Origin of the sequence: Daejeonella rubra, assembly GCF_900103545.1 — a bacterium.
GTDB lineage: Bacteria > Bacteroidota > Bacteroidia > Sphingobacteriales > Sphingobacteriaceae > Daejeonella > Daejeonella rubra.
The window spans coordinates 33,275-50,041 of sequence record NZ_FNHH01000030.1 but is presented as its reverse complement, the minus strand read 5'-3'; the positions used below and the strand labels follow the sequence as shown (position 1 = coordinate 50,041).

The 16,767-nt window shown below is 43.4% G+C and carries 8 protein-coding genes; all 8 read left to right on the top strand.

The features are described 5' to 3' along the window. The coding region (locus BLR27_RS15935; RefSeq protein WP_143007769.1) for a tail fiber domain-containing protein at positions 1-2,961 on the top strand (2,961 nt) is incomplete at its 5' end. Positions 2,962-2,966: 5 nt separating this feature from the next. Beyond that, a complete protein-coding gene (locus tag BLR27_RS15930; RefSeq protein ID WP_143007768.1) occupies positions 2,967-4,802 on the top strand; it encodes a beta strand repeat-containing protein in 1,836 nt (611 codons plus the stop codon). A 303-nt stretch (positions 4,803-5,105) separates the two neighbouring features. Continuing rightward, positions 5,106-8,213 (top strand): beta strand repeat-containing protein, encoded by a 3,108-nt coding sequence (locus BLR27_RS15925; RefSeq protein WP_143007767.1) that lies wholly within the window; start codon positions 5,106-5,108, stop codon positions 8,211-8,213. A 326-nt stretch (positions 8,214-8,539) separates the two neighbouring features. Beyond that, entirely contained in the window at positions 8,540-10,150 is a 1,611-nt protein-coding gene (locus BLR27_RS15920; protein ID WP_143007766.1) for a beta strand repeat-containing protein, read from the top strand. A 32-nt stretch (positions 10,151-10,182) separates the two neighbouring features. Continuing rightward, positions 10,183-10,893: an FKBP-type peptidyl-prolyl cis-trans isomerase gene (locus tag BLR27_RS15915; RefSeq protein ID WP_090706531.1), complete on the top strand. Its 711-nt coding sequence runs from the start codon at positions 10,183-10,185 to the stop codon at positions 10,891-10,893. A gap of 788 nt (positions 10,894-11,681) precedes the next feature. Beyond that, positions 11,682-13,013: a T9SS type B sorting domain-containing protein gene (locus BLR27_RS15910; protein ID WP_090706530.1), complete on the top strand. Its 1,332-nt coding sequence runs from the start codon at positions 11,682-11,684 to the stop codon at positions 13,011-13,013. 3 nt (positions 13,014-13,016) lie between these two features. Then, the gene (locus BLR27_RS15905) at positions 13,017-13,946 is read left to right on the top strand and encodes a PorP/SprF family type IX secretion system membrane protein (RefSeq protein WP_090706528.1); all 930 of its coding nucleotides are present in this window, start codon (positions 13,017-13,019) and stop codon (positions 13,944-13,946) included. 136 nt (positions 13,947-14,082) lie between these two features. Further along, positions 14,083-16,767, top strand: coding sequence for a beta strand repeat-containing protein (locus tag BLR27_RS15900; protein ID WP_090706526.1), 2,685 nt, complete (start codon positions 14,083-14,085; stop codon positions 16,765-16,767).

Genomic DNA, 16,767 nt, shown 5'->3' with positions numbered 1-16,767 from the left:
AATGCAGGAACAGCGACAACAGCTACTACAGCAGGAACAGTAACTACCGCTGCTCAACCGGCGATCACTTCGGTGGGCACTTTAACGGGCTTAACAGTTTCAGCTCCGATTACAGGTTCGGTTACCGGCAATGCCGGCACCGCAACCGCCCTTGCTACCGCTCGTACGATCAACGGCGTATCCTTTGATGGTACTTCGAATATTAACGTAACGGCCACAGCGGATGCAGGCTCCCTGACCGGAGCAACGCTTGCTGCCAATGTTCTTTCTTCCTCCTTAACTTCAGTAGGAACCCTGGGCAACCTGACGGTAACTAACCCGATTGCAGGCAGCATCACCGGCAATGCAGGAACAGCGACAACAGCTACTACAGCAGGAACGGTTACCACCGCTGCTCAACCAGCGATCACTTCGGTGGGCACTTTGACCGGCTTAACTGTTTCAGCCCCAATTACAGGTTCGGTTAGCGGCAATGCCGGCACCGCAACAGCGCTTGCTACCGCTCGTACGATCAACGGTGTATCCTTTGATGGTACTTCGAATATTAACGTAACTGCCACAGCAGATGCAGGCTCCCTGACCGGAGCAACGCTTGCTGCCAATGTTCTTTCTTCCTCATTAACTTCAGTAGGAACCCTGGGCAACCTGACGGTTACTAACCCAATTGCGGGCAGCATCACCGGCAATGCAGTAACAGCAACAACAGCCACCACAGCAGGAACGGTCACCACCGCTGCACAACCAAATATTACTTCCGTAGGCACTTTAACCGGTTTAACGGTTACGGCTCCAATTGCAGGAGATATCACCGGATCAGCAGCAAAGCTGACTACCGCACGTACGATCAACGGCGTATCCTTTGATGGTACTTCCAATATTAACGTAACGGCCACCGCAGATGCAGGCTCCCTGACCGGAACCACCTTAAATGCAACCGTTGTCAATTCTTCATTAACCTCAGTTGGAACCCTGGGCAACCTGACGGTTACTAACCCAATTGCAGGTAGCATCACCGGCAATGCAGTAACAGCAACAACAGCTACTACAGCAGGAACGGTCACCACCGCAGCTCAACCGGCGATCACTTCCGTGGGCACTTTAACCGGCTTAACAGTTTCAGCTCCAATTGCAGGAGATATCACCGGATCAGCAGCAAAGCTGACTACCGCACGTACGATCAACGGCGTATCCTTTGATGGTACTTCCAATATTAACGTAACGGCCACCGCAGATGCAGGCTCCCTGACCGGAACCACCTTAAATGCAACCGTTGTTAATTCATCCTTAACTTCTGTTGGAACTCTGGCTAACCTGACGGTAACTAACCCAATCGCAGGTAGCATCACCGGCAATGCAGCGACAGTCACCACGAATGCCAACTTAACGGGAGATGTTACTTCAACCGGTAACGCTACAACAATCAGCAATGCAGCAGTGATCGGAAAATTACTGACCGGTTATACTTCAGGAGCAGGAACAGTAGCAGCCACTGATAATATCCTTCAGGCAATACAGAAACTGAATGGCAATGATGGATTAAAAGCTAACCTTGCTTCACCAACCTTCACTGGTACACCAACATTACCAACTGGAACAATAGCAACAACACAAGCTGCATTAAATAGTACAACAGCAGTAGCTACCACTGCATTTGTAACTACTGCGAATAACCTAAAAGCGAATCTGGCTTCACCAACGTTCACCGGCACAGTTACCCTCCCAACCGGAACCGTAGCTGTTACACAGGCAGTTAATAATAACTCAACAGCAGTAGCGACTACCGCTTACGCAGATGCAGCGGCTACAGCAGGAGTATCAGGCAAGCAAAACACGCTGACCAACTCAGCAGGTTTAGCCGGCGCACTAACTGACGAAACCGGAACCGGTCTTGCGGTATTTGCTACAAGTCCAACGCTGACTACCCCAGTAATCGGTGTAGCAACAGCAACCACAATAAATAAGGTAGCGATCACTGCCCCAACCACAGGATCAACGCTGACGATAGCAGACGGTAAAACACTGACTGCCAGCAACAGCTTAACCTTAGCCGGAACAGATGCATCCACTTTAAATATCGGAACAGGCGGTACACTCGGCAGTAATGCTTACAGCAGTACCGCTTTTGCTCCATTGGCAAGTCCAACTTTCACAGGTACACCAACATTGCCTACAGGAACAATAGCAACAACGCAAGCTGCATTAAATAGTACAACTGCAGTAGCAACCACTGAATTTGTAACTACGGCAGATAACCTGAAAGCGAATCTGGCTTCACCAACCTTCACAGGAACACCAACCGCACCAACTGCAGCAGCTGCTGCGAATAATACACAGGTAGCTACCACCGCATACGCTGATGCTGCAGCTACAGCTGTTAAATTTGCTGATGGAACGGTCACTGGAAATACTCCATACTGGAATGGTACTGCCTGGGTGGTGTCAAGCGGTAATATCTATAACGCAGGAACCAATGTTGGTATAGGTATGACACCATCCGGTTCTTATAAATTTGAGGTAAATGGTAAAGTAAAATCAACCGGTATCAATGAAACTTCTGATGTTCGCTGGAAAAAGGACATCTTAACAGTAGAAAATGCTTTAACTAAAGTAGAAGCGCTGAGAGGTGTTAACTACAACTGGAGAACTGACGAATTTCCTGATAAAAACTTTGAAACTGAGCGTCAGTTAGGTTTAATAGCACAGGAAGTTGAAAAAGTGGTACCAGAGGTAGTGCGTACCGATTCAAAAGGTTTTAAAACTGTTGAATACTCTAAGCTTGTAGCTTTACTTCTTGAAGCAATAAAAGATCAGCAAAAATTGATCAATAAGCAGGAAGCTGATATTACAGCATTAAAGTCTGATGCAGATAAAATGGGAAATATGCAGGCAGAGATTGATCAGATCAAAGTATTATTGCAAAATTTTGATATGCAATCAAAATCTGTTATCTCAAAAAAGTAATGGATATGAATATTCGTTCTAGTTCAATTTTAAGTATTTCTCCTCATTCAAAACTAATGAGAAGAATGCTTTTGCTTTTGTGTTTTATTTCGATGTTTAGTTATTCGGGTTACTCGGCAATTTATTATTCAAGGGTGGCGACAGGGAACTTTGCAACAACTACTAGCTGGTCAGATGCCCGAACAGGTGGAAACAGCCCTGGATCACTATTAGCTACGGATATTTTTATTATTCAAACTGGTAATAACATAACCGTTGCTCTCGCGCAATCTGCTGCGTCCATCACTGTTGAGTCAGGAGGGACGATGACACATGGTGGTAACCTCACAATTACTTGCCCACAGGTAACAATCGATTCAGGAGGGTTATGGAATATTGTTGCTACCAGAATGACGCTTACAGGAAGCTGGACCAATAATGGATCTATCACATTAACATCAGGGCGATTAACCTATTCTACTGGTGCAGGGATAAATAACGGTTCAATAGTTTTTTCAGTGACTGGTGGGCAATTAGTTAAATCTTCAGGTACGTTGACCAATGGAGCTACAGGAACCATATCAATCACAGGTACTGCAACAGTGACCATGGGTACAGGAAACTTTGTGAATAATAATACCTCCGCCAGTGTAAATTTCGGGGCTTCTGCAATAACCGCTTCAGGTACTGCACAGTCTGTTGGAGGATTTACAACTACAGGAAGATTTTCGGCAACAAATGCTTCAGGTACTGTCACCCTGACGGGGAATATAAACTCAGCCGGTATCACAAAAAGCGGTGCCGGTACTTTGCAAATGGGTACCGGGTTAACTCATACAACTACCGGCACAGTTGTACTCACGGCAGGAGTTATGAATGGTGGCTCAAGTACGATCAATGTAAATGTAACGAGTACATCGGCCTGGGGAGGTACAACTGCTACTGTCTTTGTGCCCGGAACCAGTACGGTGAATTTTGGAGGGGTAGCTCAGACCCTTTCAGCAACTGGTACCAAAACCTTTTACAATTTAACATTTTCCAATAGTGGCGTCAAAACGAATGGAACAACTACAGTTACTAATATCTTTTCCCTTGAAGGACTTGCTACTTCCTCCTTAGCGCCAACTTATGGAGCAGCTGCAACACTCCGATACAATACAGCAACAGCCAGAAATGCCGGAGCTGAATGGCTTGCAACCTTTGCAGCAACAGGAGGTGTGATCATCGCTAATACCGGAGCTATAAATCCAAATGGAAATAAGGTGTTTAATGTGAATATCCCCCTGACCATAAATTCCGGTGCCACTTTAAGTCCCGCAGCTGGAAATACCTTCTCTTTTGGTGGTGATCTGATAAATGATGGTACATGGACAGCCTCAACCGGTGCGGTAACTATCACATTGGGAAGAGTAAGCCAGAGTATTGGACGATTTTCAACAATCGGACTTGTAACTATGTCCAAGGCTAGCGGTACAGCTACTTTTGCTGCCAATATCAATGGTGGTGCATTTACTATGAGCGGTGCCGGAATACTCAATCTGGGAACAGGACTGACTCATACATTTACCGGAGACTGGACAAATACCACCGGGACCTTACAGGGAAATACCAGTACATTGAATATTGGGGGAACCGGAAGCGTTACCAGTGGTACCTTTACTGCTGGTACCAGTACGGTAAACTTTAATGGTGCAGGTGCTCAGAACATTCCCGCATTTACCTATTATCAGCTTATCCTCAGTGGATCAGGAGCTAAAACAATTTTGACAGGAACTGTGGTCTCTGTCAATACAATTGAAATTCAAAATGGCCCGACGCTTGACCTTGCCGGAACAGCGGTTTTAAATGTAACTCAGCTTTAAGGATTCGTGTATCGAACCCGCTTTTAAGGATAAGCTTATAAAACAGAGCTGAATTTTTACATTCTTAGGCTGAGATGATTAGATGATAAATTAGATAAAAATCCTATCAGTAATAGGTTAATAGGAATTTATTAAGGCTAAATAATTCTGTTTAGCTTAATTAAAATCTTGAAAATCAGATTGCTATTAATTATTTTATTTGTATTCATCACAAAATGAATATAAATTTAAAATAACTTGTTTAGCAATTATTCATTGATGCAGCTTAATCAGACAGGCGCGATAGATCATCTACGTCTATCAATGAGATTATTCGGAATTCATGTAATTCTGATATTAATTCTTTGCGCAAATAGCGTTTGGGCAGTCACAAGGACTTCAACAGCAACCGGCGGGAACTGGAATGCAACAGGAACCTGGGTTGGAGGTGTGTTACCTGCAGTCGGGGATGATGTGATAATTGCTACTACCAGTGGAAATGCAGTGACAGTAAATGTGGCATCCACCTGCATTGGAGTCACAATAAATTCTGGTGCAATACTGACCTCCACAACCCTCACGCTTACTGTTAACGGGCCATGGGTCAATAACGGGACCTATAATATTACTGGTAACGCGACTGTAACTTTTGGTTCAGCTAATGCAGCTATTAATGCAGGAACCGGCTCTGCCAACTTTCATAATATAAGTATAGCATCCGGAACTACGATGTCTATAAATACTCCGGTAACTGCTGCAGGTACCTTTATTTATATAGCCGCTGCCGCTAACAGTACTGTTACAATTTCAGGCTCTAATTCTCTCATTGTAACGGGGGTGTTTACCATACCAAATCCCTCTAATACTATTTCAGGCACATTTAATGTTGGAGCCGGAACTCTGACCATAGGTGCTATGACAACACTTTCAGGAGCATCTGCAACACGTAAGACAGAACTTACCCTTTCAACCGGTACAATAAATTTAAATGGAGGGCTTACAAATACAACGTTTGCACTTTTAACTTTTTCAGCAGGAGGGATTGCAAATATATCTGGAACGATCTCCACAAATGCAATGACATTGACCCCCGCAACCGGCAAAGTAAATTTTTCAGGTGCTGCAGCGCAAAACGTATGGGGAAGAACCTATTATGATCTGGAGTTTTCAGGGGCCGGTACCAAAACAATTATTACCGGTGCAACCGTAACAGTTACAAATAACTGGGTAGTTGATAGTCCAGTTACCATGACCACCACTGCAATAGCCAATGTTACAGGAAATGTGACCGGATCAGGGAATATCACAGTAGGAACCGGAACAATTTTCCTGGAAGGCTCATGGACCAACAACGGAACACTCAATCCCGGAACCGGAACCATTAGTTATGACGGATCAGGTAACCAAACTATCGCTGACTTGCCTTATTATAAACTCGCAACCGCTACAGGAGGAGTAAAAACCCTTGCAGCCGATATTACGGCAACCAATGTCGTAACGATTGGTGCTCCAAGCACCCTTGATCTCAGTACTTTTACCCTTTTCCTATCCTTTACAGGTGCCCCATTGGTCAATTCAGGGACCATTGCAGGTACCGGAACCGTAAATTACTCAGGAGCTGGTGCACAAACCGTTTTGGGAACAACGTATCCCAATCTAGAATATTCCGGTGCAGGCACAAAAACAATTCTTACTACAACAACCGCTACAGTTACGAATAACTGGATAGTTGGAAGTCCGGCAACCTTAGCTACTACCGGTTCTGCAAATGTCTCAGGAAATATAAGTGGTGCCGGTGCAATCACCATGGCCACAGGAACTATATTTCTGGAAGGCTCATGGACCAACAACGGAACATTTACTCCCGGCACCGGCACCGTGAATTATGACGGATCCGGTGATCAAACCATTGCGGCTCTTACTTATGCCAAACTGCAAACATCCACCGGAGGAATAAAAACTCTGGCAGCAAATACCACTGCAAACAACATCGTGACATTAGGTGCTTCAACTACCCTTGACCTTAGTACTTTTACGCTTTTTCTGACCTTTACAGGTGCGCCTTTAGTAAATAACGGAATAATTTCCGGAACCGGGGAAGTGAATTACTCGGGTGCAAACCAAACTGTTGCGGGTACAACTTATCCCAATCTGGAGCTTTCAGGCACCGGGACAAAAACGGTTCTTGCCGGAACTACCGTCACAACCACGGGCAATTGGATAATTACCAGCACTACTTCAATGGCCACTACTGCTGCAGCAAATATAGACGGAAGCATTAGCGGAGCTGGTGCTTTAACCATGGGGTCGGGCACAATAAATCTGCAGGGAAATTGGCTTAAGACAGGAACTTTCACTACAGGTACCGGGACAGTGAACTACAACGGGACCGATCAATTGATTGGTGCAATAAGTTATTACAAACTTCAGACCTCAAATGCAGGCACAAAAACATTGGCCGGAAATGTTACTGCTACAAATACAGTCACTGTTAATACTCCAACTATTCTTGGTCTGGACATATACACATTAACTTTACCTCTCACAGGAACCCCGCTGATTATTACAGGTACCATTTCAGGAACTGGAACAGTACTTTATTCGGGAGGAGCAGCCCAGACAATTACAGAAGCCTCTTATTATAATCTCCAGTTTTCGGGTGCCGGAACTAAAACTATCGCCGATGCCACAACCATTACGGTGACCAATAACTGGATCATAGGCAGTACGACAAGCATGGCCGGAACCGGTTCAGCTATTGTTACCGCTGATGTCAGCGGTGCAGGTGCATTAACCATGGGATCGGGTACCATCAGCCTGGCTGGAAGCTGGACAAAAACCGGAACCTTCACCGCCGGAACTGGAACTATAAATTACATTGGTACAACCCAGACCATAGCAACTATAGCTTATTATAAACTCGAAACATCATCAAGCGGAGTCAAAACTCTGGCTGCAGGGACTACTGTTTCCAATGTGCTGACCATCAATTCACCCAGTACGATCGATCTCTCTGGTTTTACACTTACCTTATCGGGAAGTGGTACTCCTTTAGTAAATAACGGTACTTTCACAGCTTCTACATCCACAGTCAGTTTTACCAATGCAGCCTCTACAGACATACCAGCTCTGAATTTCTATAATTTGAACGGAACTGGCGGCCCGCGGGTATTTGCAGGTTCCGGAATCATTGGAATTGCCAGTACCTTTACGAAGGGGGCAGGAGCTTATACCGTTACGGGAAGTACGGTTAATTTTAACGGAGGGGCACAAACCATTCCGGCTTTTACTTTTAATGATTTGATTTTGAGTGGATCAGGAGCGAAAACAATTTTGACAGCAACAACCGTTACCGTATATTCGATCGAAATCCAGGATGGTCCTTCTCTTGACCTTCCGGGAACAGCGTTGCTCAATATAACCAAGCCTTAGGTTTCGTATTAATATTACACTTAACTGATAGAAGAATTTTCGGATTTTTATATATTGGCAATTCATTGTATTCCTGGAGATGTGCTGTATTTGGGTCTTTGATTTGCTGCCTGGTTAACTTCTGGTACTTGAAATAATCAGATATTTATTCTCTAGTGTAATCTCGTTGATTTATTTAATATTTGGGGAATTGAAGAATAACAAATAAGACCAAACATCAATTATTAATTTGAACAATTTGCAGAACAGAATTTAGAATTTAATCGATAAATAAACTTTAGCAAAGGATGAATAATTTCAATTATGTATCACTCACAGGGTTTCAAATGATTAGACAATATTTTAAAATATGCTCAAAAGGCTGCATTATTCTGTTGCTCTTTAGCTCAATATTGTTTGCCGGAAATCTTTTTGGAGCAATAAGAACCAGCTCAGGTAGTGGAAACTGGAACTCAACGGCAACATGGGGTGGGGCTTCTATACCAGTGGCAGGGGATGATGTAATAATTGCTTCAGGTCATGCAGTTACAATCACGGCAAATGCCGCCTGTACCTCCATTACTTTTAGCAACGCAAGTACCCTAAGCTTTAGCGGAGCCTTTGCCCTGGATGTTTCCGGCACGGTTACGATGCCTGCTCCGGGTAATAATAATCCCATAACTTTTGCATTGGGTGCCGGAACCGCAACAATTGGCGGATTGTTTACAATGAATGGAGGAGGTGGCAATGCAAGCAGAAGGAATGATCTAAGCATTTCAACAGGAACTTTAAATCTAAATGGTGGCTTTACAACTGCCACTACAAGGAGTAACGTAATTTTTAGCGGAGCCGGGGTCTTAAATATTGGCGGAGTATTAAGCGCAAATGCGATGACCTTAACTCCCGGTACAGGAACAGTTAACTATACCGGGAGCACTGCTCAGGATATATGGATACTTAATTATAACAACCTGGGGATATCCGGAACTGCCACAAAAACATGTACAGGAATATTATCAGTCTCAAATGCCCTGACTGTAGCTACAGGTGGCACTTTGGAATTGTCCGGAACCGGAACCCCTTTAAATTATACCGGAACAATTTCCGGAGCAGGTAAAGTGCTGTATTCTGGTGCCTCAGCTCAAACCATTTCCGGATTAAACTATTATGATCTTGAGTTTTCAGGTGCAGGTACAAAAACCATTGCAGCCGGAACAACTGCAACCGTTGGCAATAATTGGATTGTAGGAAGTCCCACAAACTTGGCCACAACGGCATCTGCATCTGTAACAGGCAATATCAGTGGATCAGGTTCCATTACAATGGGATCAGGTACCATAAATCTTGCAGGTAACTGGACCAATAACGGGACTTTTACAAGTGGAACAGGAACCGTAATTTATAACGGAAGTACTCAAACCATTGGTTCCCTTACCTATTATGATCTGGAGATTTCCAATTTAGGAGAAAAAACCCTTGCCGCTGAAACCACGGTCAGTAATACATTGACGGTCAATGCTCCGGCAACACTCGGACTCTCAAGCTTTACCCTCAATTTGCCCTTGTCAGGTACTCCACTTATAAATACAGGGATCATTGACCCCGGAACATCCACAGTGAATTATGCCGGTTCTGCTGAAACAAATATTGCCCCGGGAAATTATTATAACCTGGACGGTACCGGAGGAGACCGGGTAATGCCTGATGGGCAGGAAGTTGGAATTGCCGGAGCTTTCACACCCGGGGCGGGAATATACAGTGTTGTTGGGAGTCTGGTGAATTTTAACGGCAATGATCCACAAACTATTCCTGCCTTTACTTTTAATAATTTGATACTTAGTGGTTCAGGAGTTAAAGAGATACTGGGAGCTACAGAGGTAACCGTTAGTACAATCGAAATTCAGGACGGACCATCATTAGAAATTCAAGATAATGCTCAGCTGAATATTGCTAATTAAAATTTAACTTGCGTAATATTTATTTATCTAAAATGAAATTTTATTTAAAGCCTGTATTGTGCGGATTCGCGTTTGTTTTTCTTATCCTCCATTCTGTTTCAGCTCAAACCCGTCAAACTAAACCTGCTCCGGAAAAACCACTCAGACTGGTATCACCTTCCGACTCCCTCCAGTACACCCTTGGAGCCTACCTTGCACAGTGGATCACTAATAATGGCTTCATGGTAACCAATCCTGAACTCTTCAGAAAAGGAATGGACGATGTGTTATTAAACAAGCCATTGCTTGTTAACGCTGCCAGTGTAGCTACCCGACTGGATAGCTATCAGAAACGTCTGATCTCAGAACGCAGCACGCAGCAGGAAAAACTATTGTTTGAAAATGTAAGAGGTAAAGCAGGAGTGGGTGCACTTCCAAGTGGGGTTGCTTATATCGTCATGAAAGCAGGTACAGGCTCCAGGCCACAAATGACTGATTCCGTCCTGATCCACGTAAAAGGTTTCCTTCCGGACGGCAAAGTGTTTGAAGACACCTATGCGAAAAAATCACCATTGAAAGTAACACCGGCAACCCTTATTCCGGGGATGAATGAAGTGATCCAGATCATGCCCATAGGCTCAACATGGAGAGTGTTTATTCCTTCAGCATTGGGTTATGCAGAACGCGGTGTTCCTGGCCTCATCCCAGCCTACTCGGCGTTGATCTTCGAACTCGAACTGATCAGTGCGATAAGTCCAAATTAAGAGTTAAGTGTCTTCCCGAAACCTGCCCTTCAGCAGGTGAGGGACCTTCGTTAAACGAAGTACAAAATTGCTTTTCAAAACTATTAAAAAGCACGCGATGCGCTGGCACTGGGCATTTCATATAAAAAATTAAAGCAGTGTTCGTATGACTTTAATTTGTCGTCATTTCGCAGAAGGCACGACGGAGAAATCTGTTGCAATGAAATGTAATTTAATCAGAATTACTGCCCTTAATCAACAGATTTCTCCATGCTGTGATTATTAGTGCAAAAAGAACATTTTGATTCGCATGTACGAAATGACGTGGTTTTACGGAATTATCATTCCTAACCTTATTCAACAGCCGAAATCCTAATCAACTAACCAACCAATCACTAACTACTAACCAACTAATTCATCGTCATTTCGCAGGAGGCACGACGGAGAAATCTGTTGCAATGAAAAGGAATTTAATCTGAATTACTGCCCTTTATCAACAGATTTCTCCATGCTGTGATTATTAGTGCAAAAAGAACATTTTGATTCGCATGTACGAAATGACGTGGTTTTATGATTATAATTCCTGCTTTTAATCAAAAAACATTAGTCCTAACCAAAAACCACTAGCCAACTAGAGAAAAGCATTTTTAGCAGACAACAGCCAACAGCCAACAGATAACAGACAACAGATCATCAACCAAAAATTCCTAACTATATATTTTATTACCTCCTCATTAAATATTCTCGTATCTTGTTTAACATATTTAATATAACCTGTATACTCGTATAAAATTCATTATCGACTTTTCGTGATTCCCAAAAAACCTTTAACTATTTTTTTACCGGCAGTAAAGCTTTTGCTCTGTCTGTTTTTTTTATTCCCAACGGTCCTTCATGCACAGGCCGTAAATCAGGTATATATATATCCCTCAGCTAATCTTTACGCCCATCCCAACTCAAACCTTAATATTTACTCAGACATATCGCACTCAGGAACTTTCGTGTCCTATGATGCCGCTCTGATCAACTTTTATTCAAGTATCTGGCAGAATAATGCAGGTAGCCGTTTGCCGGATGAAAGTGCCCGCGGTATTGATGGGGTAGGTGGGGTCTTCCGGTTTTCTGACCTTCTGCAGCTTCCGCAGCGCATCAATAGTATGAGCCCTCAGCCATTTAATGGTTTCCCGAATGTGAGGCTTGATAATTCACTGAATGTGACCGCAGATCTCGGAAATCTTCACATCAATAATAATCTTGATTTCGTAAACGGAAACCTTATCCTGAACAATGTGGATGTCAACGTTGGACGACAGGGTACTGGTACAATAACCGGTTTTAGTCATAGAAACTTTATAGTAACAGGTTCCGCCATGACTGGTGGCGGATTGGTCAGAAATACCGCAGGTGTGCCCATGTCCCTTGATTTCCCGATCGGTACCGACCTGGCTAGCTACACACCGCTCACTATCAATTATACAGGCATCCCACAATCCATAAAATTCAGGGTGGCCGATAATCTCTATAACAAACTGAACTTTCCTGAATACGTAAATAAGACCTGGATCATGAGCACCACAGTTATTGATGCCTCCGCAAAAGCAGATCTGACACTTCAGCATAACTCATCCGAGGAAGGAATTGAATATTTCAGAAACCGTGATCAGGCCTATGTTACCAGGTACGATTCGAAACTTACAGGACTATGGGATATTTTACCCCCGGTTCCAACCATTACCCCGGGAACCATCACCTTACGGGCCGCAGTATTCGGAGCCTATATGAATACACGTTTGAATGTGGCGACCTTCAAGCAAATTGAATATTTCTCAAAATCGGTGATCAAAAAGGATATCGACGAAAATACACCGGTAAATATTCCGGATGCCATCTCTCCAAATGGTGATGGTTTTAATGATGTATATGAAGTCGTTAAGCGCCTGCCTACTGATAAAATTCGGTTTGAAGTGTACAGCCGGAATCAGGTTCTTGTTTTCCAGGATTTTGATTATCAGAATACCTTTAACGGTACCGGAAATATGGGCGGATTCATGGGAAACAATCTTCCTGATGGCATTTACTATTATCTTATCAGCGTGAACGGGGCAAAAGGAATTCCCGGATATCTAATCATTAACAGGTAACATATGAACAATAAAACATACCTGCTTGCACTATTCATGCTCCTGACTGCACTGCCCTCAATGCTTTGTGCGCAACAGTTGCCTCTGTATTCGCAGTATATGTTTAATACCCTTGAGATCAACCCCGCTTATGCCGGCTTTAAGCAGTCCATGCAATTTACCAGTGTTTTCAGGAAACAGTTCAACGGAATTAAAGATTCGCCTCAAACGGCCATGATCTCAGGCGATATGCCTATAGGGGATACAAAACTGGGTGTAGGACTAAAGATCGTTGACGACCGGATTTCAGTCACACAAAATTTCGGAGCCCAGTTAGCCATGTCCTACCGCATCGAGGGTGAAAATTCAAACCTCTCATTCGGTCTCCAGGCAGGGGCTTTGAACTATAAAACAGACTTCAGTAAATTAAACATTACCAACGCCGGTGATCCTGTGTTCGCCCAGAACCTGAATGCCATGGCCGCAAATTTTGGAACCGGAATGTTCTTCAATACCAGTAAGTTTTATGCCGGACTTTCATCTCCAAACCTGGTAAGAGCACATTTGAGAAAAACTGATGTAGCATTGTCTGAATATACAGTAAAGCAGAGTTTACATGTCTATCTCAATGCAGGTTACCTAATCACACTCAATGATAATTTTGTTTTGAAACCCTCATTCCTCCTCAGAGGCGTAAAGGGTATTCCTTTAAATTACGATATTAATGCAAACCTGTTCTTTAGGGAGATCATGTCGGGCGGAGTATCCTACCGTAACAATAGCGCTTTGGTCGGATTACTTGATTTTAGACTTATACCTACTTTAAGATTAGGCTATGCGTATGATTATAACCTCGGCCGAATAAACAACTTTGCAAAAGCAACCCATGAGATCATATTGAGATTTCATATCCCGATTGATAAAGATGAACTGATGCCGAGTTATATGTTTTAGTATTTAGTGATTAGTTGGTTAGTAGTTAGTAATTAGTACAAAGAACAAAATACCAGAAGCTGCAACTTATAACCTACAACTTATAACTTAATACTTACAACTTAAAATGTACAACGTATAACGTAAAACAAAATATATGCTTAACATTAAACCCTTCATCCCCGGATTATTGCTTGCAGCATTGATCATTGCATTCAGTGCAGGCTCTTCCCTGGCACAGATCAAGATTGGAACCAACGGTGCCACGATTGCCCCAGCCTCTCTTTTAGAGCTTGAAAGTGCAAATCAGGGACTTTTACTTCCCCGTATGGCAGATACCGCGGCTATCAATGCATTGAATCCGCCTAACGGGATGCTGATCTATCTGACCAAAGCGCCGGCGGTAGGTTTGTACGTCAGGAAGGTTACCGGATGGGAATACCTGACCGGCTCTTTAGGTGGAAATGGTAACTTCAATTCGCTTACAGTTGCAGGTACTATCACCGCCGGAAATTTCAGCGGACCATTAAACGGGAATGCAACTTCAGCAAATACCTCCATAACTTCTACTAATTCCCTGAATTCAGCAGTCATCAATGATCTGGCTACAGGCCAGCCAACGTACCCGATTTTTGTTACTCAAACTCCGGGGAATGCTCAGCTGCGTACCAGTACCACCAAATTGAGCTTCGTGCCGAATACCGGAATTTTGACAGCAGTTGGCTTTACAGGTCCACTCGTTGGTGATGTAACGGGTAATGCTTCTTCTGCAACAAATGCTACAAATGCATCTAATACCGATATTTCTGATGATGTATCTACCAATGCCGTTCATTATCCAACCTTTGTATCCGGTACAACCGGAAACTTACCGCATAGAACCAGCAGCACCAACCTCAGTTATACCCCGCAAACCGGCGAGCTGAAAGCTGTCCGTTTCCTTGGAAATTTAATCGGAAATGCATCCAGCTCTGATAATGCCATTACCACTACAATCACCAATGATAATATTTCGGGAGCCACGGTCTATCCAACCTTTGTAACGAATACTTCGGGTAACTGGGGACAAAGAACCGCAGGAACAAAGCTTAGTTTTGTTCCATCAACGGGGATTTTGACAGCAGGTGGTTTTACTTCTACAATACCTGACGGGACTGCACCTCTTATCGTTGCATCATCAACTCCGGTTGCCAATCTTACGGCTACCAATACCTTGTTTTCTGCAATTAGAAATGATATTGCAACAACTACTACTGCCTATCCAACTTTTGTGCTTGACGCAATCGGATATCAGAACCATCGGGTGGCCGATTCAAAGCTAAGCTTTATACCCTCAACCGGTGTTTTAACAGCATCCGGATTTAATGGCCCGCTCAATGGAAATGCGAATACTGCAACCTCCGCAGGTACAACAACCATAACTGACGATATTACAACAGCAGTAACAACATACCCGACCTTCGTGACCAATACAACAGGTAATCTGAATCAGCGTACCTCAAGTTCAAGGCTGAATTTTGTCCCTTCAACCGGAGTATTGACTGCCAATGCCTTCACTTCAACTGTTCCAACAGGTGTTGCTCCGTTAGTAGTTGCCTCAACCACTACCGTAGCCAATTTAAGTGTGACCAATACCCTGAATACTAATATTACAGAAGATGTGGCTACAACTGCACCTGTTTATCCAACCTTCGTTACAGCAACTTCTGGGAATCAGAGTCAGCGTGTGGCAAGCTCCCGACTTAGTTTTATCCCATCAACTGGAGCATTAACGGCAAGCAGTTTTGTTGGCCCCCTCACAGGAAATGCAACTTCAGCAACTTCAGCGATCAATGCAAGTACAGTAACAACAATTCCAACTCTTTTAGGTGAGGTCACAAACTCTGGTAATACGGTAACTTTAAGTAACGCTGCAGTTATTAGTAAATTGGTAGGTTCTACATACTCTACAGCTACAACACCAGTTTCAGCTACTGATAATATTATTCAGGCAATAGGTAAGGTGGAGGGGAATTCAAATTTAAAGGCACCAATTAATAATCCAAGTTTTACCGGGACTGTTGTGATTCCAACTCCTTATACCCTGGGAGCTACTACAGTTACAACAACAGGTACTCAATTAAATTATCTTAATATTGCTACCGGAGTCACAGGCACTTCAAATGTTGTATTGTCAAATAGTCCCATTTTTACCGGAACACCCACTTTGCCGACAGGTACTATTGGGATTACTCAAATTGCAGGAAATAATTCAACAGCTTTAGCAACAACAGCATTTGTTACAACAGCAGATGCCTTAAAGGCTAATATTGCATCTCCCACCTTCACTGGCACTGTGACATTTCCAACTCCGTTTACGCTTGGAGGCGCTTCTGTAACGAGTACTGGTGCTCAAATAAATTTTTTAAATGCCGCAACAGGTACAACAGGAACTTCAAGTTCTAATGTTGTGTTTTCTGCATCTCCTACGTTAACTACCCCGATTTTAGGAGTTGCTACGGTGTCCTCGATTCGAGGAAATTCAACTACGCCTACTAAAGTTAATGGGGTTGGAATTACAGCATCAACAGTTGCAGGAACAAATCTTTCCGGTAGTATAGAAATAACATCTGATGCGTCTGGAGCAACAAATGCAGTTTTACTTACAATAACCTACGCAGGACTTACATTTCCAACAAACTCATACCCTGTTTTAGTTCCAGCAAATCCACTAACTGCAGCTTTGGTAGATGGAAATAAAATTTACGTTATAGGAAATCCGGGTAATTTTCAAATAATGTCCGGTACTACGACTTTACCCGCGGGTGTGTATAAATGGTATTATATGGTTTCAGGAAATTAA

Coding starts and splice junctions, on each gene's coding strand:
- BLR27_RS15930 (WP_143007768.1), top strand. CDS start 2,967: ATGAATATTCGTTCTAGTTCAATTTTAAGTATTTCTCCTCATTCAAAA.
- BLR27_RS15925 (WP_143007767.1), top strand. CDS start 5,106: ATGAGATTATTCGGAATTCATGTAATTCTGATATTAATTCTTTGCGCA.
- BLR27_RS15920 (WP_143007766.1), top strand. CDS start 8,540: ATGATTAGACAATATTTTAAAATATGCTCAAAAGGCTGCATTATTCTG.
- BLR27_RS15915 (WP_090706531.1), top strand. CDS start 10,183: ATGAAATTTTATTTAAAGCCTGTATTGTGCGGATTCGCGTTTGTTTTT.
- BLR27_RS15905 (WP_090706528.1), top strand. CDS start 13,017: ATGAACAATAAAACATACCTGCTTGCACTATTCATGCTCCTGACTGCA.
- BLR27_RS15900 (WP_090706526.1), top strand. CDS start 14,083: ATGCTTAACATTAAACCCTTCATCCCCGGATTATTGCTTGCAGCATTG.